The following is a 21,714-nucleotide window of genomic DNA, read 5'->3' as shown; positions in this document are numbered from 1 at the left end:
GAGAACCATTGGATGTTTTCAATCGATTGGAAGCCAAATAAGTCTTCACCTGTACCATTACATAAACAAATAACTGAATTTATGAAAGAAAAAATATCGAATGGAGAATGGACGATAGGATATAAGCTCCCTCCTCAACGCACGTTAGCAAAAGCTTTTGAAGTAAACCGAAGTACAGTTGTAACGGCTTTTGATGAATTAACAGCGGAAGGACTTATTGAAGGAAAAACCGGCAGTGGAACTAGAGTGGTTAATAATACATGGAACCTTTTAGCAACTGCCCCTCCCCCGGATTGGAGTTCCTACGTAAATTCTGGCATTCACGAACCCAACTTGCCAACGGTTCAAGAAATAAATCAAGCTGAATTTATTCCTGACATAATCCGTTTAGGAACGGGAGAATTATCACCAGAACTCATGCCAAGCTCTTCAATGAAACAAGTTTTCGAAAAATTGTCTACTGGAGAAATATCTTATGGCTATGAAGAACCGAAGGGGCTGTTGCCACTCAGAGAGCAAATAAGCAGCTATTTAAAAACAATTGGAATTCAAGCTTCACCATCTTCCATTTTAATCGTTTCAGGTGCTTTACAAGCCCTTCAGCTTATTAGTGTTGGTTTATTACATAAAGGATCTACTGTATTAACAGAAAAGCCATCGTATCTAAATTCACTGCATGTCTTCCAGTCAGCAGGTATGCAATTAGTCGGCATCCCGTTAGATAAAGAAGGAATTAAAGCCAATCATATTCCACAATATAAAAAACAGCATAAAGCTGCTTTACTTTATACAATTCCTTCTTTTCACAATCCTACTGGAACTTTAATGACTGCTGAAAGACGTGATCAATTGTTAAACATCTGCCAACAACAACAATTGCCTATAATTGAGGATGATGTTTACCAGGAATTATGGTTTGATGAAAAACCGCCAAAACCGCTTAAGGCTTTTGACAAAAATGGACTTGATCTATATTTGGGAAGTTTATCTAAATCTTTAAGTCCAGGTCTTCGAATTGGCTGGATCGTTGGTCCAGAACCAGTTATTGAGCACTTAGCAGATATTAAAATGCAAACCGATTATGGTTCCAGTTCTTTATCACAGTGGGCTGCAGCAGAATGGTTTTCCAGCGGACTTTATGATCAGCATCTTAAAGAAATAAGAAAACAGCTTAAAATACGAAGAGATTTTACATTAAGTACTTTAAATCAGTATTTTTCCAGTATTGCAACATGGGAAAAGCCAAGTGGAGGATTTTATGTTTGGGTACGTTTATTACCGTCCATCTCTATAAGAAAACTTTTTGAACATGCACTTGCAGAAGGCATATTACTAAACCCGGGAAACGTCTATGATAATCAGGCTGACCAGTATTTGCGCATTTCCTATTCCTTTGCATCTCTTTCAAGTTTAGAAGATGGTCTGCGCCGTTTATCAATTATAGTAAGAAGACTAATCGAATAGGAGTGCGATCAGGAGGACGCAATTACAACGCTAAATGCTTTCCTTCACAATCGCCCCCGATTGCTGAATAAGCAATTGAAATTTTTAAAATTGACAAGGGAAATGAATTTTTATCCGACATGGTCTTCAATCTGCGAATCGTATAAACTAGAGGATAAATGTAATAGAAAATAGGTGAAGTAAGTAATGGAGTTGGATACATTATATAAGACATATCAACCGTTTCTTTTTTCCATTGCGTACCGGATGCTTGGATCAGTTACCGACGCAGAAGATATCGTTCATGATTTATTCCTGCAGCTTAAGATTGACACCGTTCAAATTAAGGACTTGAAGGCATATCTTGCGAAAGTGACGACGAATCGTTGTCTGAATTTTTTAAAATCAGCCCGTAAGAGAAGAGAAATATACACAGGGCCCTGGTTGCCTGAGCCTCGGGTACACCAAACAGAGCAGCCTTTAGATAAGATTGTAACAGACGAAACAGTTTCTTATGCCTTTCTCGTTTTGCTGGATCAACTATCACCTGTCGAAAGAGCAGTGTTCGTTCTTAGAGAAGCATTTGCTTATGACTATCGGGATATTGCTGGGATGCTGGAAAAGACTGAAGTAAATTGCAGAAAAATCTACAGCCGTGCTAAGCGGAAATTAAAGAATGATATGCCTGTCCATCCGGAGAATACTGAACGTGTTGATCTCCTGGCAAAAACATTCATAAAAGCATCGATGACCGGAAATTTTGAGAAATTTATTGATATTCTTACAGAGGATGTTGTACTTGTTACCGACGGCGGAGGAAAAGTGATTTCTGCATTAAATCCAATTGTAAACAAACAGCGCGTATCTGCCTTTCTTAAAGGAATTTCCGCTAAAGGAAGTTTCATAGGAGAACTTCTTCCGGTGATGGTCAATGGTCAGAAAGGAATCTTACAAGTAAAAGAGGGGCATCCTATCAAAGTCATCTGCTTTGAATTAGATTCAAAACAAAAAAATGTCCGGAGAATCTTTATTGTTTCAAATCCGGATAAATTAAATCATATTCCTGTTCCTTAATATGGATAGACTGGGAGCTCAAATGCGGGCTCTCTATTTTTATGTCACAAATCAATCCTCTGTTTTGTCTTATTAGTGAAACTCTAAAACAATTTAATGGAGGAGATTACATGGAGCAACGTATTAACTACATGCGGACAAATCGGGAAGTTATCAAATTAATGAGTCAATTGGAGGAGTACAAGAAAGCAACGGGAATTGATAACAAGTTAATCGAATTGATTAAAATTCGTGCGTCTCAAATCAATGGGTGTGCTTACTGCTTGGATATGCACACAAAGGATGCCCGGGCAAATGGTGAAACCGAACAAAGAATTTACTGTTTGAATGCTTGGCGTGAGGCACCATTCTATCTTGAACCGGAAAGGGCAGCGCTAGAATTAACGGAAGCAGTCACAGCCATTTCGGCAAACGGTGTACCAGATGATCTATATGAGCGGGTACTCCTTCATTTTGATGAAAAACAATATATCGATCTCGTTACCATAATCATCACGATCAACGGCTGGAACCGTTTGGCCATTTCATCCAAAAGCATACCCGGACACTACAAGCCTGCAGCAGAAAAGTAAGTTTTCCAACATAAAATCCCTTGTATTCAGAATGGATAAGAGGGATTTTTTTCACTTAGCTTTTCATTCCACAAAATGGCCCTTTCGTATTATAAGGTCAGCATTTTTTACGCTAAGCAAAATTCGACATAAAGAAAGCCGAGTTCTCTAAGAAAATTTCGGCTTTTTTTATTATCTTAGTATCAAACTTACTCCTATTGTATTACTTTAATTCTGTCTTCTGTTTTTACATTAATTACACCTAATTTTTTGGCGTATTCTATTAAGACTTCCGCATCTGTTCGAGCATTTGCCTCATCAACGAGTAAATTACTATCTTTGAACATCGTGTATCCGTCTCCACCGTTAAATATATAATTTAACATGGCTACTTTGTAAGTTTTTTGCATGTCAATCGGTTCATTGTTAACTAAAATATTTTCTACTCTTGATCCCACTGGTTTAGTAGGGTTATAAGAATATTGCATGCCTGAGACTTGTAAAAATCCGCCACCTAGATTTTCGACTCTTGATACTCCGTTCTCAAGAGCAGTTCGAATGGTTTCTCCTTTTACGTCTGCAAGGATGACTTTATTTTGAAAAGGAAGAATTGAGTAAGCATCACGCAAAGTAAATTCTCCAGCAGGAATACTAGATCGGATTCCTCCACCATTCATGATACCGATATCGGCGTTATAATAAGAGCGATAGCCATCAGCTACAAAATTGCCAATATTCGTTTCCTGAAATCTCGCTTCATGGTTATCTCCATAAATAAGAGGAGTCTCTAATTTGGCGATGGTTTTTCCTAGCTCCTCATCTAACTTATCTTGATAATAATTTGCAATCTCTTTTAATTTTGGATCTTCAGGTACCGTATGATCGACCTCTATTACTTCTGGTTTCAGTTGAATTTCTTTTCCGTCTTTTGTAATATCTAATCGAATCATTGAGCCAAGGTTTCCTTCTGGAGCAAATATGTAACGATTATTCTCATATTCATGTATAAATGATTGATCCTCAGCTTGTTCTTCCGTAAACACGGCATCAATTTCAGGAACTGCTGATAATAATTGTTCATCCTTCTCTAATGTTTCTTGTGTTAAAGCAATAATAACGTCTGCTTTTTTCGTTTCTTTAATCTTTTCAACTGCATTTTTGGCCGACTGGATAAGATCTTGTTGTACAACTTGACCATCTAAAGATGTAGTATTCATATTATCAGTAAGACTAATAACACCGATTTTAATTCCCTGTTTATTAATAATCTTGTAGGTTGGAACATCAACAAATGGTTTTCCTTCTGAATCTGTAAGGTTTGAAGAAATCCATTGAAATTCTGATTGCTTAACCAATTTTTTTGTCGCATCAGATCCGAAATCAAAATCATGCTGACCAAAATTTGCAATATCAATGTTTATTTCATTAAATGCTTCTACCATTGGAAAGCCTTGGTACACAGCTCCAAATAAAGTACCTCCACCTAAGTCTCCTCCAAATGCTGCTATCGTATGTTTATTTTCTTTTCGAACACGATCAATTGCTGTTTTTAGCCTTGCGACACCGCCTCGATCTCCAAATTGATTGACTACTGGACTAATTTCATGAGCATCATTAAAATACAATACCGTTGCTTTTCGAGGATACTCTTTAGCTTCCACTCTTAAATCACTTATTAGCAAAGAGCTAATAGCTATGACAAAACTTAATAGGACAAGAAAAAAGCGATTCATAAACATTCTCCTTTATTTTTTATTCTATTGGGGGACCAGATATGGCGGTACTCCTATTGAAGTGTACAAGGGAGTTGTAAAGCGCATGTTAAGGGTATGTTAAAATAATTTTTTCTTAAAATAATAAGAAATAGGGCTTGGACTTATATTATGGTTGAAATCAGGATCAAATGTGTGGTCATCTAAAGTTGGAGAAGCTGTCCCTACTAACGGTACGTTATAGAAAGGTGAAAATTACTTTATCTAAATCAAAATCTAACCGTAACAAATTGGAATACCATTTTGCTGCAACCTTCAAATTTGATACATGAACAAACACGCCATTCATTTGATTTTTAACAGGTAATGTTTTTTCCATTTTCAAAACCTCTTTTTTATCCCTTACCCATAAATTTCTATTCCTTCTTTTCACATTTTGCAATGCTTCACTACAGAAAAATATTGAAGCTCCATCATTTTCTCTGGCTATTGATATATTTTACAAACCTACACTGTTTTGTATTTGTTATGGACTACCTGGCGTTGGAAAAACGTTATCTTCTAGGTATTATTCAAATTGGGATTCCATTGAGAAGCAAAAACAATTTTTTATACAGCTCCAGCAGTACGGGCTACAAAAATGACCGATGAGATCCATACTATTGGAACGAGAATAAATTTGGTAAGAGCTATTTATAAATTGCGTACCAGAGGGGAAGAAGAAGAGTATTCTACTAATACTTATGAAGATATCAACTTAATTATCGTTGATGAAATAGATCGACTAAAAGTGCAAAATTTAGAACAACTTGGAGATATCTATGATCGAAATGACTTAGCAATGATATTAATTGGAATGCCCGGCATTGAGAAACGATTAGCTCGATATCCTCAACTCTATTCAAGAATTGGATTTGCTCATGAATTTGATAAACTGAGTAAAGATGAAACCCACCATATTTTAGAGTATAAATGGCAAGAATTAGGACTCTCTATAAAGCTTGAGGATTTTTCCGATTATGAGGCAATTACTAGTATCATTAAGATTACTGGAGGAAATTTTAGACTTATACAGAGACTTTTTACTCAGATTGAGAGAATACTTGAAATTAATCATCTGAATACCATTACTACAGAAGTTGTTGAAGCTGCACGAGATAGTTTAGTTATCGGGATTAAATAAATTATAAAAGCTATCATTCTTCTTGAGGATGAAGGCAGCGCAGCTTTAAGTAATGCCGTTTTCATTCAGAATCATTCCATCAGACAGTACGCCGTCATTCTTCAGATTGCCATTACTATTTTTATCATGATCATTTCAGTCTGGAAGCCGTGGAAAAAGAAAAAGCTTCATAAAAAAGGTGCTGTCATCAATTGAAGACAGCAACTTCACCAATCAGCTGACCCTCGCCTGCCTGCTCACCCTGCAGACAAGTTATCACATTAGCGGTGCAAGTTAACACTTATTCAGGAATACCTGCTTCATTTAATGGGAAAAACCGCAGCTTTACTTCACCAATCATTTCCTTCTCAGAAACCGGGCCTATCTCACGGCTGTCCCTGCTTTGTCTCCGGTTATCTCCCATGACAAAGTAGGCATCTTCAGGAACGGTTGCCTGAAAGTCTTCAGTCAGCAGTTCACCCTCAGGGAGTTTCTGCTTGGATGCAGCCAGATAAGGCTCATCGTATTTCTTTCCGTTAATGTATAAAGTATCCTGTTTCATTTCAACCGTATCACCTGGAAGTCCGATGACACGCTTGATGTAATCTTTTCCTGGCTCCGGCGAGTGAAAGACCACCTTGTCAAAACGCCCGATTTCGCTCGTTTTGGAGATAATCAGCCGGTTTTGATCTTCAAACGTCGGCTGCATAGACTTTCCTTCCACCAAGACCGGCGCAAAAAGGAATTCTCTGCAAATAAAAGCAATGACGACAGCAAACAGGAGCGATTTCGTCCAGCTCCAAATTTCGTTTTTCATGTTTTCCTTCATTGTTTGCCCTCCATTTCAGCTTGCATTTTTCCGCCCTGAAAAAAAGCAGCCGTCAGCAAAAAGAAAATCCCAAGCCCCGTACCTGCAAGCATAGCGTAATCAATGATGGAATTCAGCGCCGTACCTCCTGCAATAGAGGCTGAAAAGAGACAAAGAAACACAACCGTCCAATTTTTCATGCGATCCCGCCTTACGATTTATTTTTTGAAAGAACCGAATGCTATTCCAAAAACAATCCCGATTGCAATTCCCATAGCAAGATTATCAAGGGCAATGCCAATTCCCGCTCCCAGTGCTATCCCAATGGCCAACCCTGTTCGGTTCTTTTTTTCAGGACTCATTTTCATCCGCTCCTTTATATCACTAATTACGAAAGACCACAGCCGAAAGTTTCAAAATATTGCGGAAGCTATTTTTATCATGCCATAAATAAGGAGCGATGTCCCTTATGAAACATGCGGCGGCTGGCTCAGACGAAAAAAAGGATGCCATTGTATCAAAGAAACTTTCATACCTTGCATCCCCTTTTTCGTGTGAGCCGACATGAACGTCTGACATCGCAGCAAACTGAAGCATTGGTTTTTCTTTCGTCTTAATGATATAAGAAGACGTTGCTGGTAAATTTTATGGTTTTATATTTATTTACGTGTGTTTAATTGTATTTTAAAAATATTTTGTTAACTGAATTACCAATTCTTATTAATTTTTTGTAAAAATAACAAAACGGCAATAAAAAAATCAGCAATGATTATAAATTAAGACTCAGATTTCAAGAGCTAATCAGGTGAACCAATCTCTTACCCAAATGATTTTTATAGAGAGATCAAAAGGGCGCCATTCCCCATTGGAAGTGCCGCCCGGTCTTCATCATAATCTACGCCGATCAGCCCTCCGCCAGTTTTTTAATGGCCATCTTAGCATTCTCCGCAAATTCAGCAGAAGCCTCATAATAGTTCTGGCCATTTTTAATTAATGAGAAGTCACCGATCCTAATTTTCAGCAGCGTCCTGCTGCCCTGCTCTTCTAACTGATACAAATAGGCAACGTCGCCTTCTTTTGGTTTTTCTTCCCAGTTCGAAACATAGAGGGCGATTTTTAATTCCTTTTTTGGAATCGCAGCAATTATTGTCGTAATGGATTGACCTCCGTTCGGCAGCTCCCAGATTACCCTGCTTCCCTCATCCATCTTTCCTAATGGATAATCTTCAGGCAGTTCATCCCACTGTGCCACATATTTCGCGTCAATCAGAATCTCCCATACTTTTTCAGGTGCTGCATCTATAAGAATTTCATCACTTACCATTAATTGCTTTGCCAATTGACCTGAGCTCCTTTTATTGATCGGGATAGGTTTCTTTCAAAAACTTTACAGATGAGTTTATTAGCTTTTTTAGAACCTCAACGTCTACGTCAGCAATCTTATTAATATAGACACACGCTTTCCCTGACGTATGCTTCCCTAGTTCCTTTAACAATTCTTCGCGTTCCGTTTCGCCTGGCGCAAAATATAAACTGATCTTTGCTTTACGCGGTGAAAATCCGACAAGCGGCGCGTCTCCTTCATGGCCGGTTGCATACTTATAATGATACGAGCCAAAGCCGATGATGCTCGGCCCCCACATTTTGGCCTCATAGCCGGCCGTTTCTGTAAAAATGTCCAGCAGCTGATAGGCGTCCTCACGCTTTTTCGGGTGATCGACTGCCTCGATAAATTCAATCACACTGTTGTCAGTCTGCTTCGTTTTCAATTCGTACGCCATAGATTTGCTCCTTTACAGGTCTTTTTTCAAGTAGTGATGCTTAAAGTCTCTCCCAACTCCATCAAGAGTACCATATACCTCGTACCCATGCTTTTTGTAAAAATCAACTGCCTGAAAGCTGAGGGTGTCTACTTTAACAAAGTCACATTTTTTGAGTGAAGCAAGGTTCTCCGCTTCTGCCAGAAGCTTTGATCCATACCCTGAATGGCGCAGGTCCTCATCGATCATAAGGGTATGGATCTCAAGCCAGTTCCAGCAGATTTCTCCTAAAATGCCTCCGCGGACCATGCCGTTTTCATCTTTGAGGTACAAATTGATTTCTTCATATCTGCCGTTTAAATCCTCCGGAAAGTGCAAGGAATTGTACTCATAGAGCTTCTGATTGACGATATTTTTGCTGTACGGATTATCTTCTTTTAAAATGCGGTAATTCATATGCTTTCTCCCTGTCTAATTAATATGTTACTTAATAATTCTTTTTAAAGCTGCCAGTTCCTTTTTCTTTTCGCTTTTTATCAGCGAAACAATCAAAAAAGCTGCCGTTGTTCAGCAGCTCCACCTCATTCATTTTACAACACCAAGAACAAATCCGTCATACCCTTTGCTGCCGACCGTTTGAATAGCCGTCGCCTCAATGCAAGGCTCCTCTGAAAGCAAATCCATAAAGGCGCGGACTCCGTCTACATTCATATCTCCGCTTTTTTCATCGATAACCTTTCCGCCGCGGACCACATTGTCTCCCAAAATAACGGTACCAGGTTTAGAAAGCTTCATCGCCCATTCAAAATAGCCCGGATAATTCACTTTATCTGCATCAATAAAGATAAAATCAAACGGTGCCTGATCCTGTAAAGCAGGCAGCGTATCAAGCGCCGCCCCCACAATTATTTCAATTTTATGATCAAGTCCTGCCTTTTTCATATTTTCCTTTGCAACCCTGGCATGCCTCTCCTCATATTCAAGAGTGACAAGCTTTCCGTCTTCAGGCAATGCCCGTGCCAGCCAAATACTGCTGTAGCCGCCAAGCGTTCCTATTTCAAGAATCTTTTTTGCACCATTCAGCTTCGCCAGCAGGTAAAGGTGCTTGCCTTGATTAGGTGCCACATCAATCCCAGGCAGCCCCGCTTCTTCGTTTGCTTTAAGGATGTATGACATATCCGGGTCAGCGGAATGAAGTTTAGAAATGAAGTAATCATCTGCTTTCTTCCAAGTAGCTGGTGTGGTCATATTTTGATCTCCTTTATCTAGTAATCTTAACAGCATCTTAGGATATTCGCGTCTAATATAAACGTTCTTATTCCCACTTAAACGTAAAGCTCGCCACGATAAAAGCGCCCACAACCCAGCAGCCCAAAATCAGCGTTTCGGTTCCAAGTGCCAAAAAGGATGCTCCAACGTTCATGACTTCCCTTAACGCATGGCTTAAGTGGGAAATCGGGAGCACATAGACAATCGGCTGCAAAAAGTCAGGCATATTTTTAATCGGGAAAAAGACGCCTCCTAAAAAGAGCATAGGGAAGGAAAGGAATCCTGCGATCGGCGCGGCGCTTTCCGGTGTTTTTGCAATTCCGGCAATGATAAATCCGATCGCCATAAAGGCAAGAGTACCTAGAATCACGAAGGCAATAAGTGTCAGCCAGGATCCGCGCACATCCACTCCAAAAATAAGCTGGGCTATTATGAGCACAAGCAGTGCCTGCAAACCATTAAGCATTAGACGCGCCGTTATCTGCGCCGCAATGAAGGTGGATGCCTTAAGCGTCGTTCCCTGCATTCTTCTCAAAATGCCCCGCTCTCTCCACGCTGCAATTTGCCCGGCTACCCCGTTCATGTTGTTGCTCATAATCATCATCGCCACAATTCCGGGTACCAAAAAGTCAATATACTGCAGGTTCAGCGTTTCAATTCCTTTTGCCTCAGTGACGACCACAGGCTTGTAATCTGCTTTTTCTTTGCTGATCTGATCAACCGCTCCGTTTACAAGCTGCAGACCAACCTGCGAGACCGCCGTATTTGTTTCGTCATAATAGACGGGGAGTTTGAAAGGAGACTCTTGACCAAGCTCTTCACTATAACCTTTTGGAATCACAATCAAGATCTGCAAATTACCCTTTTTCACCTCATTGAAGGCTTTGTCCTCCTTCGACTCCATTTCAAGCTCCATCGCTTTATTTTTCTTTAATTCCGCAACAAATGCCTTCGATTCACCGGATTGATCCTGATCGACGACTCCAACCGTAACCGACATGCTGTTGCCATTCCCGAGAAACGACCCGAGCATGATCATAAGAAAAATCGGAAACGCAAGCGTCCAAAATAATACCTGGCGATTGCGGAGGAAAATACGCAGCTGGGTTAACGTTAATTGCCAATATGCCTTCATGCTTCCCGCAGCCTCCTTCCCGTCATATGGATAAAGACGTCCTCAAGTGTTGCCGTTCGAATCTGTAAATCTGCCAATTTCAAGCCCATGTCTGCAGCCGTTTGAATGAGGCTCGTTAAGGTTGCCTGAAGATTATCCGTATACAGAATGGTTGCATCCTTCTGCTTTCCAACCTGCTTGACGCCCTCAATTTGAGTGAGATCCATCTCAGCTGCTTCTTCCTCAAACCGGAATTCCACCGCATTTTCAGAGTGAAGACTGCGCACAAGCTCGGCCGGGGTATCGAGTGCAATCAGGTTCCCCTGATCCATAATGGCAATTCTGTCGCAAAGCACATGGGCTTCATCCATGTAATGAGTAGTCAAAACAACCGTAACTCCCTTTTCCTTCAGATTAAAAATAATATCCCACAGTGTTCTTCTGGCCTGGGGATCCAGTCCTGTTGTCGGCTCATCCAGAAAAATAATCAGCGGATCATGCACAAGAGCGAGCGCAATCGCAAGTCTCTGCTTCTGTCCGCCTGACAGGCTTTTGATCCGGCTCTTCGTTTTATCCGTCAACAGCATATCTTCGATCAGCGGATGAATCGGAATCTGTTTCTTGTAAAAACTCGCATACAAATGGAGGATCTCCTCTACCGTCAAAAGCTCAAAAAGAGTCGTCGACTGCAGCTGGACACCAATAACTTCCTTCACCTTCTTTAAATCCCTCACCACATCAAACCCGCCAATATCAGCCGAACCGCCATCCGGCTTCCGCAGTCCCACCAGCATCTCCAAAGTGGTCGTCTTCCCCGCACCATTCGGGCCAAGCACTCCAAACACTTCGCCTTTAAATACGTCAAAAGCAATGCCATTGACTGCTGTAAAATCCCCATATGTTTTGACCAAGCCATTTACACTGATAATCTGTTCCTGAGCACTCATTTTTTCACACTCCAAAATGAGACAGTTTGCTGCTGCCTCAGATTTGTTTCTATTGGTATATATTCTTTGCGGGAGGCCTTTATCCCTTTGTTTCAATCTACAACTTCATACTCTTTATCTGGAAGCCTGCTGAGATGTTACTTAATGAAAGTTCAATCTTTGCAAACTTCCACAGTAAACATTTGGACTTATCATCCAGTGTCAGCGCAGTATAATGAAAGTAAGAAATACTTATTGAAGTTTGATATTTGCAAACTTCACATAGAATGAAAACAAAATCTCTTTTCACTATTAAGGAAGGAGGATTCCTGTGACTGCGGTTCTTTGATTCCTGGTCCACAAAAACCGATCCTTCACCGCTTGGCGGGCTGGGAACTTTATTTGTATTCCAAGATTCTGGGATGTGATTGTCTGCGAAAAGGTCATCTCCAGCCTTCGTAACCATCATTATTTTGACAGCTGCAGCTTCCCGGTTCTTAAATCGTTATTTTCGTCCCATCAAATCTTGTAAAGGTAAAGCCTTTAAACTTTTCGTTGTAGGTTTTCTGATAGCTTTGAAGAATGCCAATGGCCCCTGATTCACCTAATTTCAGACCTTCGACTCCGTCAGATCGCCAGTGAACTCCAGCTGTATCTCGTCCATGTGCGATATTTGAGGCAAGTTTATTTAATTCTCCTCCAACTCCATTTTCCTTTGGCCCCCGGAAATCTGACAGCTTTGAAAGCTCAGCGGCTGCTTCCAAGGTTAGTGGGTTCTGATCAAATTCTGAATAAGATACATCTCGGGTGAGTGAACGCCAGTATAGTTCAACCATTTCACCCGCTTGCCATGTACTGCTGAATCTGGGAGGAACAGCTATGCTTAACTGATGACTATCATGACCCACCATATCGAATGAATAAGCTGCCTGAGGGTTTGCAAGCTTCACAGCATTGCCCATAAGGATCGAATCGAAATCTTCGGGTCTTCCTGATGTTAGTGCCTTTTTCAAGGTTTTATAGGCTTTCATACCTACTTCCCCAAGTAGATTATGCGGCAGTGTTTTAGAAAAATTCCCTATTTTATTTAGAAAAAGCTCCTCATCACCGTTACACGGATGAACGGGGTATTGTTTATTAAAATACTCGGCTTGTTTCATACGTAACTTAAATACTTCATCTCGTCGTTTCTTTTGTGAAAAAGGTCCGATTTCTCATGATTTCTTTCTGGAAAGCGACTTACCGCCACTGCCACTTCCATTTTTCTGTTCTTCCATTACATCATACCTCTCAAAATGGATTGAATAAGGATTTTCATGACATCTCGAAAATCACAAGAATCCTGTTATAACTTCAAATTATGTGAAGCAATTCTAAATGTATAGTCTATTGGATTAGAGTATTCAGATCTTTTTTGAAGGTATGATTAACTCTTATTGTTCATGCGGAAGCCCTGTAAGATTTTATTAATGAATTCTAAAAAAACAAGACAGCAAACGACTTTTACTGCGTCTAAAGTTCAAAATGAATATGCTATGATAAGAAAAAAAAGATAATAACGTTTTCAGTTATCAGGGGGATATCAATGAAAATCGGAGAATTGCCGCAGCAGCTCTATACCTTCACCGAATGGATCACCAGAATCTTTTCAGCAAACATTATATGGCTATTCTTCAACCTGCCAATTGTCTATTTAACTTTAAATCTATATGCTGTTCACGATTCAGCAGGCATAATCGTGAACGGTCTGACCATTGCGTTCTTCGCTCCGTTCATCCTATTCCCGGCCACAACCGCTCTCTTTGGCATAGTACGAAAATGGGTGACCACGGACAGCAACGTTCCACTGATTCGTTCCTACTGGCGTTTCTACAAAGAAAACTACATCCGAAGCATGATAGGCGGTCTGCTTATCGTCCCGCTCTGGATCATCCTGGTCATCGACTACTTTTACTTTGCCAAAGCCAACTCGCCGCTCTACTATCTCTTCCTGGCAGTAGGCATGTTCATGTTCGTCATTACACTGCACTTCTTTTCCAACACCGTTCACTATCATCTGAAGCTGTTTCAGACACTTAAGAATTCGATGCTGCTGTCGATTGGAAAGCCTGTGCATACAGTTGGCATTACAGCGGGAGTAGGTGCACTGTTTTATATTAGTACTGGGATGTTTCCTCTTTTGTTTTTAATTGGAGTGGGGAGTTTAGGAGCTTTGTTGGCGTTTTTTGTTTTTTATAAGGCTGTTGAAAGTTAATAAAAGCCTGCTTTCTATTTTTGAAGGCAGGCTTTTTAATCTAGTAAAAATCCCCTTTGCGGATGATGTTGTTGGTGTATGGTTTAAAAAAATGAGCATTAAAATAATAATGGTTTGTTATTTTTCTTAGATTATACTAATTAAAACCCCAATTCCTTTCCCCTTTTTTAGACATTTTGGTTTATCCCTTCGGTTATTTCAGCTAATATTTGCAGATTTCCTTCTTCTAATATAGTTCTTAGGTCCCTCTCAAAACACCATTTGTCAATAATATTGTATGACTATACAATTCAACTAATCCTTCCTATTTATTTACCTCATATAGAGAACTTACTACCATTAGAAGCTTCTACAGAAATAGAACCAAACCTTTAAGGAGGTGAAGACAAGCTCTGATTCTAGCAGTCTACTTCTTTCAGTAATCTTTTTGAATAACTTCTTATTTTTACCTCACCATGATTTTTCTCAGCTTAGCATTATCCGCTAATTACCTTATGGAATAGGAGAATGTAAATGAAAAAGCTAACCATAAAGACGCTTCTAGTTGGATCGATTGCCGCTTCTATGCTATCAGGCTCCATTTTTCAAGTGAACGCACTTGGAGCATCTAGGAATGGGACGGTATTGGATAAATCAACTGTTGCAATGAGTAATAATGGAACCGGGGATCACGTAATTACGCTCATTACTGGTGATGTCGTAAAAGTTTCTACCCTTAAAAACGGGAAATATATCATCAATGTAGAGCCAGCTAATAAGGATGGGGATGGAGTCAGGGTCCTGACCTTAGGTGAGGATACTTTCGTATTCCCGAACTCTACCATGCCTTACCTGGCAGCAGGAAAACTGGATAAGGACTTATTTAATATTACGAAATTGATTGAATATGGGTATGATGACAAGAATCAGGCAGGATTGCCGGTTATCGTCGAATACGAAGAGACAAAGGCTGGATCTTTCTCCAAAAACATTGCTCCAAAAGGATCGAAGAAGGTTCGGGAGTTAAAAAGTATTAATGGTGCCGCACTTACTACCGACAAAATGAAAGCGGAAACATTCTGGGAAGATGTCACAGTTCAAAGGGACAATAAAGAACCTGAAAAATCATCACTCTTTAAATATGGAGTAGAAAAAATTTGGCTGGATGGCCGTGTAGAAGCAGCCCTTCATCAAAGTGTCCCTCAAATTGGAGCACACACAGCATGGGAAGCAGGCTTTACAGGTGAAGGCGTCAAGGTTGCCGTGCTTGACACCGGAATTGACCCTGGCCACCCGGACGTTGTCGATCAATTGGACGAAGCAGTGAGCTTTGTACCTGGAGAAGAAGTGAATGACGGAAATGGTCACGGAACACACGTTGCCTCCACTGTGCTTGGAACAGGCGAAGCTGATGGAAAATCCAAAGGCGTTGCTCCTGATGCACGCTTACTGGTAGGGAAAGTATTGAGTGATCAAGGATTTGGACAAGATTCTTGGATTATTGAGGGAATGGAATGGGCATCTGAGAATGCAAGGATTGTCAATATGAGTCTTGGAACCAGCGAGCCAGGTGATGGCACAGACCCTATGTCTCAAGCTGTAAATAGACTTAGTGAAGAGAATGAAACACTATTTGTTATCGCTGCCGGTAATAATGGAGCAGAAGGCTCTATCGGCTCTCCTGGTGCTGCAGATTCCGCTTTAACTATCGGGGCTGTGGACAAATCGGATCGGCTTGCATGGTTCTCTTCAATGGGGCCTCGCTATGGCGATATGGGTCTAAAACCTGACTTATCTGCTCCTGGTGTAGGGATTGTTGCAGCCCGCTCCCAATTTACATCTGGCAGTGGATATTACTCTAGAAAAGATGGTACATCCATGGCTTCACCGCATGTCGCAGGTGCAGCAGCTATCCTTGCCGAAAAACATCCAGAATGGGACGGAAAAGCTTTAAAAGAAGCATTAATGAACACAACAACGAAGCTTGAAGGTTACCAGCCTTACCAGGTGGGAACAGGACGGGTTGATATAGCTGCAGCCTTGGAAACACAGCTGAGAGCAACTAGCTCCGTATCATTCGGCTTCTTTAAATGGCCTAATGATCAAGCAGCCCCTGTTGAAAAAATCGTTACCTATACAAATGATAGTGCCGAGGACATCACAGTAGAGCTGGAAGCGACATTTACAAATGCAAAGGGTAAAGAAGCTCCATCTGGTATGTTAAACCTTTCTGAAAATACCATCACTGTTCCAGCCAATGGCACAGCGGACGTGAACGTAACACTTGATTCCACCCTTGGTGAAACAGGCTCCCGTTATCAAGGATTTTTAACAGCAAAAGCAAACGGAAAAGCCGTTGTACACACAACTATGGCGATGGTCAAGGAAGAGGAACGTTATACTCTTACACTAAATGCAACTGACCGTGACGGCTCTGCTGGACTGGCATATGTGGCAATATCCAGCGAGAAAATGGAGCCGTGGGTTTATGCTGTCAATGGTTCATCAGAACTTCGCCTGCCGCCAGGCACCTATTCGGCCATGTCCCTAATGGATGTGGACGTGAACACAGACCACGCTGGTGTAGCCCTTGTAGGTGACCCGGAAGTGAAACTGAATGGACCAAAAACAGTGGAACTCGATGCAAGAAAAGCAAAAGAAATATCTGTAGAGGTACCGAAGAAAACAGAGGCAAATTACCAACGTATGGAATATCACCGAACAATTGGTGATATGCCCCTGACTAGTCTCTATTTGCTGACGCCTTGGATTGATAAGATGTACGCTGTTCCAACAAAAGAAGTCAAAAACGGATATTTTGAGCAACTTACTCGCTGGCGTCTGACTAAACCACTATTGTCCATTAACTTTAAAGGAACGGAACTCGATGACATCCCATTTCCCGGTAGTACTTTGTTGGATGGAAAATACAATCTTTCCACCGCTTTTGCCGGAAAAGGCAGTTCAGCTGACTTCGACCGCCTAAAAGCAAAAGGTAAAGCAGTTGTGGTAGACCGAAATAATGAGGTGACTATTTCCGAGCAAGCTGCTGCTGCTGCTGCTGCCGGGGCAAAGCTACTGATCATCGTCAACAATGAGGATAAAGAATTTAGTAAATATGCTGGTACTTCAGAGGGCACAGACAACCCGATTGCCGTTGCTGGTATCAGCAAAAAAGAAGGCGACAAGCTTGTAAAAGCTGTACGTTCAGGAGATGTAAAACTGCAAGTAGAAGGAACAATCGATTCTCCATATGTATATGATCTTATGGATGTCCATAAAGGTTCTATACCAAAGGATTTAACCTATGCACCGAAGAATACAGACCTAGCGACAATCGACAGTCGCTACAATTCCCACATTGAAACAGCAGGTGGAGAATTCCGATACGACGTGCGTCCGCATACATTTGGGGCTGTAGGCCTCCTGAAAAAGATATCATTACCAAGAGCCCGAACGGAGTATGTTTCGGCAATAGAGGACACAGGCTGGTATCACGAGGCAAAAATCTTAGATGCGACATGGGAGATCCGTCAGCCATTGGCCACTTACACAAAAGGACAAAAATTAACAGAGAACTGGTTCTCTCCAGTTGTCCGTCCAAGCTTGGGGCAAGGCTACTGGGCTCCTGAGCGCCAAGGCGATCATCTAATGATCAATGTACCTGCTTGGGCCGATGCCGGAAAAGGAAACACAGGAGGTACCGAATATAATGTTTCTGTAAAAAATCAGACATCTAAATTGTACAAGGGTGATACATTAGTGAAGGAAGGTAAAGGCCAAGCGATCTATGCAACAGATGTCGCACCAAAAGAACGTACGCAATTCCGCTTTGTTACGGACGCAAAACGTGACGCAGAACGCTGGAATACGTCGGTCCGCACTCATACTGAATGGACCTTCTGGACGGAAGCATCAGAGGATTGGAGATACGATCTTCCATTCCTAACTCTGGATTACAAGGTGGACACCGATGTAAATGGGGATGCATTGGCAAACCGTCCTACTAACCTTGAGCTGTCTGTCGGTAAAGTGGAAGGTGCAGTAGGATACGGAAACGTGGAGGATGCCACTTTGGAAGTTTCATTCAATGAGGGCAAAGCGTGGAAAAAAGTGAAGCTTACAAAAGATGGCGACGCTTATGCCGCAACCATTGGAAATCCGATAAACGCAAAATCCGTTTCACTCAGAGCAAGCGCTTGGGATGATGAAGGAAACAAAATTACCCAGGAGATCATCAAGGCTTACGGATTAAGATAGTTTTAGTGGAAGATGCCTGCTTTATATGGAGAAAGCAGGCGTCTTTTCTTTTGGTTAGTTAGGTGTGGCGGATGTGAAAAATTGATTTGTTAGATGAATGATTGGGTTTGTTAGAAATGTGCCTATATGTTAGAATAATCGGGCAGTTTGTTAGAATAGGGTATTTTGAGAACTCCATCCTAGCTCAGAAGGAAGCACATACATTCTTTTCACCCCCGAACAATGCAAAAAACATAAAAACAGAGCGTTTTTTCCTCTTTACAAGCCCATTTTCTGACCAAAACTTAAAGCTTCAGCCACAAAAACGTAACCTCTCCATCAAACAAACTGATTATTTCTTCTGAACTTCTCCACAATTGCTCCAGCATAACGATTAGCATTGGCCATATCATTGTTGGACATATAGTAGTCAAATAATTTTACCGCATAAAACTCTTTCGTCATTACATAGCCCATTTTGTCAAAGTGGGGAAATGCCTGGTTCTCCAGATAGTGATAATACTGGTCATCCTCACCTAGAATAGAGTGATAATGCATCGTAAAGAGATGATGAAAGGTGGTGTCCGAAAAATTCCTGCATAACACAAGTCCCTCTTCTACAAGCTTTAGAAGCTTTTCCTTTGGCGTCTTCCCTTCTTTCGTCAAAGCGTTTATGTACCCCTCCAGCGAGCCGACATACTTGGGCTCCGAGGAATTCCGTGCATCCATCGACTTTTTGTAATATTCAGCAGCCTGCTTGAAATAGCCGTGCCGCAAATTCAGATAGCCAAGGTTATGATGCAGCATCGCTTTTTGATGATCGAGCCCATAATCCCCTGTCATATCTATCAATCTATGATATTCACTGCTTAGAAAACGGTAATCCTCCGATTGCTCGAGCTGGATGAGCATCAGCATTTCAACTTTAATGATACGGGAGAAGCTGCGAATTTTGGTGAAGAAGGCCAGTGCCTTATTCGCATTGAAAAAAGCCAGGACGCGAGAATTGAGCGAACTATAGGCAACAGCCAAGTCGTAATAATATTCCTGATTGGAGTATTGCTCCAGACTGATTTGACCTAGAAAAGAGATGGCACTGACATAGTCATACTTCACGGTCAGATGGAAAATCCCCTTTATGTGCAACAGCATATTTTCCTCATAATTAGATAAACCTGTCCAAACATCCATCTCCTCTATTAGAACCTGCGCTGATGTAAACTCGCCAATAGACAAGCAGTATCTGGTGAGCACAAGGGTGTAGGATCGATAAAAATCCTGAATATATAAAAGGTTAATTCCATCAAGCTGCCTTTTTATACTATCCGCCTTTGTCTGCAGTTCCTTCACAATGGCATCATGCCACTCCTTTAATAAGGATTCCACCCTCCTGTAATTTAACACTTCCCTTTCCATATCAATTCCTAGTCTTTGAGATAATAATAGAATAGTTTCATCCGATACTTCTGTAAGCCCCCGTTCTATTTTACTGATATGAGTACTGGAGCAAATTCCTTCCCCTAGGTCCTTTTGCTTCATTTCTTGTTGTTCGCGATAGAATTTGATTATCTTTCCTTCCAGCATGATTCCCATCCCCTATTTTTCAATCATCTGATTTTTCTAATTCAGTTTAAAAATCTGTAGTATTTCTTAACTCAAACTTCGCTCCTCAAGTAAGTAGTCAACAGCTGGTGTCAAACTATTACCTATTCCCTAAAAAACCGCCATGTTCCTGCAAGAAAGAACAAGATTTATATGTCAATCCTCCTGTTATTCTTCTAAAATTCTTCTAATTCCAACATGAAATTACAAATCTATTACGATGGTACAGAAATTAGTCATTAAAATTTTAACTCTTTGTCATGTTTTGTCATTTTCTTTTTATTTAACAATTTTTTCTAATAGTTGATAATTTATTCGTATCCTATTTATTTATTGAGGGGGAGTTCCATGTATAGAAAAACCATGGCGGGATTATTAGCTGCCGGAGTAGCGTTTAGTTTTAATGGAGTTATGGCTGAGGGCCCGGTTCAGGCACCCAATGCTCAATCCAGTTCTGCTTTTGACAACAAGATTATCAAGAAGATCAGCTCTGATAATATGTATAACACGGTTGCCAAGCTGTCGCAGCAACCTCGCGAGGCTGGCACCGACGGAGAATTGGCGGGAGCACAGTACATAAAGAGTCAATTTGAAAAGTATGGTTATGAGACTGAATTACAGCCATTTCCTTTTTATGAAGCAGTAAGGGATAATGTATCCGGCTCTCTGGAAGTGAATGGACAATCTTTCAACCCTTATGTATTCAGCGGTTCTTACAGCGCAGAGGTAACTGGACAGGTGATTCACGTCGGCAAAGCTCTTGCCGGTACCGTTCCGGATGAGGTGAAAGGGAAAATAGCTCTTATTGAGCGCGGAGACATCAGCTTCGTGGAAAAAATCCAAAATGTTCTCGACAAAGGTGCCATTGGGGTCATCATGTACAATAGCGGCGGAAGTTCAAATGCATTTGGACAAGCTGCTTATGGACAAAATATCCCTGCGGTGGGCATTACAAGAGCTGAGGGGCTTGCTTTAGTTGAAAAATTAAAAACAGGGCCGCTTACTTCCACGATTAAAGTTTCTGGTTCAGGCTATGTTGAAAAAACGTCTTACAACGTCATCGCCAAATTGAAACCACACAAAAACAAAGATAACGGCCAGGTAGTCATGGTTGGCGCCCATCACGATTCAGTCCACGGCGGACCGGGAGCAAATGATGATGCATCCGGCGTATCGGCAGTCCTTGAGCTTGCCCGAGTAATGGCCAACATGCCAACGGATACGGAGCTCCGTTTTGTTACATTCGGTGCGGAAGAAAAAGGGCTTTTGGGCTCCTATCATTATGCAAGTACTCTAACTGATAAAGAGGCTGATCGAATTGTAGCTCATTTCCAAATGGATATGGTCGGAAGCAAGGATGCGGGCGGCGACAATCCGGCAGGCGGCTTAATCATGTATACAATTGACGGCAAGAAAAACCTCGTTACCGATTTAGGTGCAGCAGCAGGCGCAAGAACAGCTGCAGCGGAAGTCATTCCTTACGGACAGCTGGGACGAAGTGACCACCAGCCTTTCCATGAGCTTGGGATTCCGGCAGCCTTGTTCATCCACTCACCGGTTGAACCATGGTACCACACTCCAGCCGACACGATTGATAAAATTGATAAAAACAAACTGCAGGAAGCGGCAGAAATTGTTGGAGCATCGGTTTACCAGATTGCAAGACCTGATACTCCAGCTTTGGAACATGCCAGAGTTGCTCCCGGTCCGGTTGATTATGATTTTGAGGATCGTCCGGTCCAGTAAAAGATAGGAAATGGCTGCAAGGCCCTTCGAGGTCTTGCGGCTCTTTTTGTTTCTCAGTTCCCTCTCCAGATTAGT

19 protein-coding genes and 1 pseudogene are annotated in these 21,714 nt (G+C 41.3%); 7 read left to right on the top strand and 13 right to left on the bottom strand.

Annotated elements, in window-relative coordinates:
• The first annotated feature begins 12 nt into the window (after nt 1-12).
• From LIT25_02335 to LIT25_02325, 3 genes are all read left to right on the top strand, one after another.
• Nucleotides 13-1,464 (top strand): PLP-dependent aminotransferase family protein, encoded by a 1,452-nt coding sequence (locus LIT25_02335; GenBank protein ID USK34264.1) that lies wholly within the window; start codon nt 13-15, stop codon nt 1,462-1,464.
• A gap of 186 nt (nt 1,465-1,650) precedes the next feature.
• Nucleotides 1,651-2,517 (top strand): RNA polymerase sigma-70 factor, encoded by an 867-nt coding sequence (locus tag LIT25_02330; GenBank protein USK34263.1) that lies wholly within the window; start codon nt 1,651-1,653, stop codon nt 2,515-2,517.
• A 110-nt stretch (nt 2,518-2,627) separates the two neighbouring features.
• Nucleotides 2,628-3,089 (top strand): carboxymuconolactone decarboxylase family protein, encoded by a 462-nt coding sequence (locus LIT25_02325; protein USK34262.1) that lies wholly within the window; start codon nt 2,628-2,630, stop codon nt 3,087-3,089.
• A gap of 194 nt (nt 3,090-3,283) precedes the next feature.
• On the opposite strand, the gene LIT25_02320 is transcribed toward LIT25_02325, so the two are convergent.
• The gene (locus LIT25_02320) at nt 3,284-4,801 is read right to left on the bottom strand and encodes a 5'-nucleotidase C-terminal domain-containing protein (protein ID USK34261.1); all 1,518 of its coding nucleotides are present in this window, start codon (nt 4,799-4,801) and stop codon (nt 3,284-3,286) included.
• Between the two features lie 217 nt (nt 4,802-5,018).
• Nucleotides 5,019-5,159, bottom strand: coding sequence for a hypothetical protein (locus LIT25_02315; GenBank protein ID USK34260.1), 141 nt, complete (start codon nt 5,157-5,159; stop codon nt 5,019-5,021).
• A gap of 82 nt (nt 5,160-5,241) precedes the next feature.
• On the opposite strand from LIT25_02315, the pseudogene LIT25_02310 reads away from it, so the two are divergent.
• A pseudogene (locus LIT25_02310) lies at nt 5,242-5,963 on the top strand (AAA family ATPase).
• Nucleotides 5,964-6,243: 280 nt separating this feature from the next.
• Here the strand turns inward: LIT25_02310 and lepB are convergent.
• From lepB to LIT25_02260, 10 genes are all read right to left on the bottom strand, one after another.
• Nucleotides 6,244-6,771 (bottom strand): signal peptidase I, encoded by a 528-nt coding sequence (gene lepB, locus LIT25_02305; GenBank protein USK34259.1) that lies wholly within the window; start codon nt 6,769-6,771, stop codon nt 6,244-6,246.
• Entirely contained in the window at nt 6,768-6,950 is a 183-nt protein-coding gene (locus LIT25_02300) for a hypothetical protein (GenBank protein ID USK34258.1), read from the bottom strand. Before LIT25_02300 ends, lepB begins: the two co-directional genes overlap by 4 nt.
• 18 nt (nt 6,951-6,968) lie before the next feature.
• Nucleotides 6,969-7,112 carry a hypothetical protein gene (locus LIT25_02295; protein USK34257.1) on the bottom strand — a complete coding sequence of 48 codons (144 nt, stop codon included), beginning with the start codon at nt 7,110-7,112 and terminating at the stop codon, nt 6,969-6,971.
• Between the two features lie 542 nt (nt 7,113-7,654).
• Complete coding sequence (locus tag LIT25_02290) at nt 7,655-8,089, bottom strand: SRPBCC domain-containing protein (protein USK34256.1); 435 nt, start codon at nt 8,087-8,089, stop codon at nt 7,655-7,657.
• Between the two features lie 16 nt (nt 8,090-8,105).
• On the bottom strand, nt 8,106-8,531 hold the full coding sequence (locus LIT25_02285) for a DUF1801 domain-containing protein (protein USK34255.1): 426 nt from the start codon (nt 8,529-8,531) through the stop codon (nt 8,106-8,108).
• A 12-nt stretch (nt 8,532-8,543) separates the two neighbouring features.
• Nucleotides 8,544-8,966 carry a GNAT family N-acetyltransferase gene (locus tag LIT25_02280; GenBank protein ID USK34254.1) on the bottom strand — a complete coding sequence of 141 codons (423 nt, stop codon included), beginning with the start codon at nt 8,964-8,966 and terminating at the stop codon, nt 8,544-8,546.
• Between the two features lie 129 nt (nt 8,967-9,095).
• Nucleotides 9,096-9,758 (bottom strand): O-methyltransferase, encoded by a 663-nt coding sequence (locus LIT25_02275; protein ID USK34253.1) that lies wholly within the window; start codon nt 9,756-9,758, stop codon nt 9,096-9,098.
• 67 nt (nt 9,759-9,825) lie between these two features.
• Nucleotides 9,826-10,914 (bottom strand): ABC transporter permease, encoded by a 1,089-nt coding sequence (locus LIT25_02270; GenBank protein ID USK34252.1) that lies wholly within the window; start codon nt 10,912-10,914, stop codon nt 9,826-9,828.
• Nucleotides 10,911-11,840: an ABC transporter ATP-binding protein gene (locus tag LIT25_02265; GenBank protein USK34251.1), complete on the bottom strand. Its 930-nt coding sequence runs from the start codon at nt 11,838-11,840 to the stop codon at nt 10,911-10,913. The genes LIT25_02270 and LIT25_02265 overlap by 4 nt, the downstream gene beginning before the upstream one ends.
• Before the next feature lie 476 nt (nt 11,841-12,316).
• Nucleotides 12,317-12,850: a hypothetical protein gene (locus tag LIT25_02260; protein ID USK34250.1), complete on the bottom strand. Its 534-nt coding sequence runs from the start codon at nt 12,848-12,850 to the stop codon at nt 12,317-12,319.
• A gap of 554 nt (nt 12,851-13,404) precedes the next feature.
• Between LIT25_02260 and LIT25_02255 the strand changes: the two genes are divergently transcribed.
• Complete coding sequence (locus LIT25_02255) at nt 13,405-14,073, top strand: DUF624 domain-containing protein (protein ID USK34249.1); 669 nt, start codon at nt 13,405-13,407, stop codon at nt 14,071-14,073.
• Between the two features lie 513 nt (nt 14,074-14,586).
• Nucleotides 14,587-18,312 (top strand): S8 family serine peptidase, encoded by a 3,726-nt coding sequence (locus tag LIT25_02250; protein ID USK34248.1) that lies wholly within the window; start codon nt 14,587-14,589, stop codon nt 18,310-18,312.
• A gap of 318 nt (nt 18,313-18,630) precedes the next feature.
• Here the strand turns inward: LIT25_02250 and LIT25_02245 are convergent, their stop codons facing one another.
• The gene (locus LIT25_02245) at nt 18,631-19,875 is read right to left on the bottom strand and encodes a helix-turn-helix domain-containing protein (protein ID USK34247.1); all 1,245 of its coding nucleotides are present in this window, start codon (nt 19,873-19,875) and stop codon (nt 18,631-18,633) included.
• Between the two features lie 366 nt (nt 19,876-20,241).
• Between LIT25_02245 and LIT25_02240 the strand changes: the two genes are divergently transcribed.
• Complete coding sequence (locus LIT25_02240) at nt 20,242-21,639, top strand: M28 family peptidase (protein ID USK34246.1); 1,398 nt, start codon at nt 20,242-20,244, stop codon at nt 21,637-21,639.
• Nucleotides 21,640-21,714: the final 75 nt, after the last annotated feature.

The organism is Bacillus sp. F19 (genome assembly GCA_023823795.1).
Taxonomy (GTDB): Bacteria; Bacillota; Bacilli; order Bacillales; family Bacillaceae; genus Bacillus_P.
The sequence above is the reverse complement of the archived record's forward strand: the minus strand, read 5'-3'. Positions and strand labels throughout refer to the sequence as shown.

Excerpts from the sequence above, each read along its gene's own strand:
- LIT25_02270 (USK34252.1), bottom strand. The coding sequence starts at position 10,914 with ATGAAGGCATATTGGCAATTAACGTTAACCCAGCTGCGTATTTTCCTC.
- LIT25_02255 (USK34249.1), top strand. The coding sequence starts at position 13,405 with ATGAAAATCGGAGAATTGCCGCAGCAGCTCTATACCTTCACCGAATGG.
- LIT25_02320 (USK34261.1), bottom strand. The coding sequence starts at position 4,801 with ATGAATCGCTTTTTTCTTGTCCTATTAAGTTTTGTCATAGCTATTAGC.
- LIT25_02285 (USK34255.1), bottom strand. The coding sequence starts at position 8,531 with ATGGCGTACGAATTGAAAACGAAGCAGACTGACAACAGTGTGATTGAA.
- LIT25_02325 (USK34262.1), top strand. The coding sequence starts at position 2,628 with ATGGAGCAACGTATTAACTACATGCGGACAAATCGGGAAGTTATCAAA.
- LIT25_02260 (USK34250.1), bottom strand. The coding sequence starts at position 12,850 with ATGAAAGCCTATAAAACCTTGAAAAAGGCACTAACATCAGGAAGACCC.
- LIT25_02295 (USK34257.1), bottom strand. The coding sequence starts at position 7,112 with ATGAGTCCTGAAAAAAAGAACCGAACAGGGTTGGCCATTGGGATAGCA.
- LIT25_02275 (USK34253.1), bottom strand. The coding sequence starts at position 9,758 with ATGACCACACCAGCTACTTGGAAGAAAGCAGATGATTACTTCATTTCT.
- LIT25_02280 (USK34254.1), bottom strand. The coding sequence starts at position 8,966 with ATGAATTACCGCATTTTAAAAGAAGATAATCCGTACAGCAAAAATATC.
- LIT25_02240 (USK34246.1), top strand. The coding sequence starts at position 20,242 with ATGTATAGAAAAACCATGGCGGGATTATTAGCTGCCGGAGTAGCGTTT.
- LIT25_02335 (USK34264.1), top strand. The coding sequence starts at position 13 with ATGTTTTCAATCGATTGGAAGCCAAATAAGTCTTCACCTGTACCATTA.
- LIT25_02330 (USK34263.1), top strand. The coding sequence starts at position 1,651 with ATGGAGTTGGATACATTATATAAGACATATCAACCGTTTCTTTTTTCC.
- LIT25_02250 (USK34248.1), top strand. The coding sequence starts at position 14,587 with ATGAAAAAGCTAACCATAAAGACGCTTCTAGTTGGATCGATTGCCGCT.
- LIT25_02265 (USK34251.1), bottom strand. The coding sequence starts at position 11,840 with ATGAGTGCTCAGGAACAGATTATCAGTGTAAATGGCTTGGTCAAAACA.
- lepB (USK34259.1), bottom strand. The coding sequence starts at position 6,771 with ATGAAGGAAAACATGAAAAACGAAATTTGGAGCTGGACGAAATCGCTC.
- LIT25_02245 (USK34247.1), bottom strand. The coding sequence starts at position 19,875 with ATGCTGGAAGGAAAGATAATCAAATTCTATCGCGAACAACAAGAAATG.
- LIT25_02300 (USK34258.1), bottom strand. The coding sequence starts at position 6,950 with ATGAAAAATTGGACGGTTGTGTTTCTTTGTCTCTTTTCAGCCTCTATT.
- LIT25_02315 (USK34260.1), bottom strand. The coding sequence starts at position 5,159 with ATGGAAAAAACATTACCTGTTAAAAATCAAATGAATGGCGTGTTTGTT.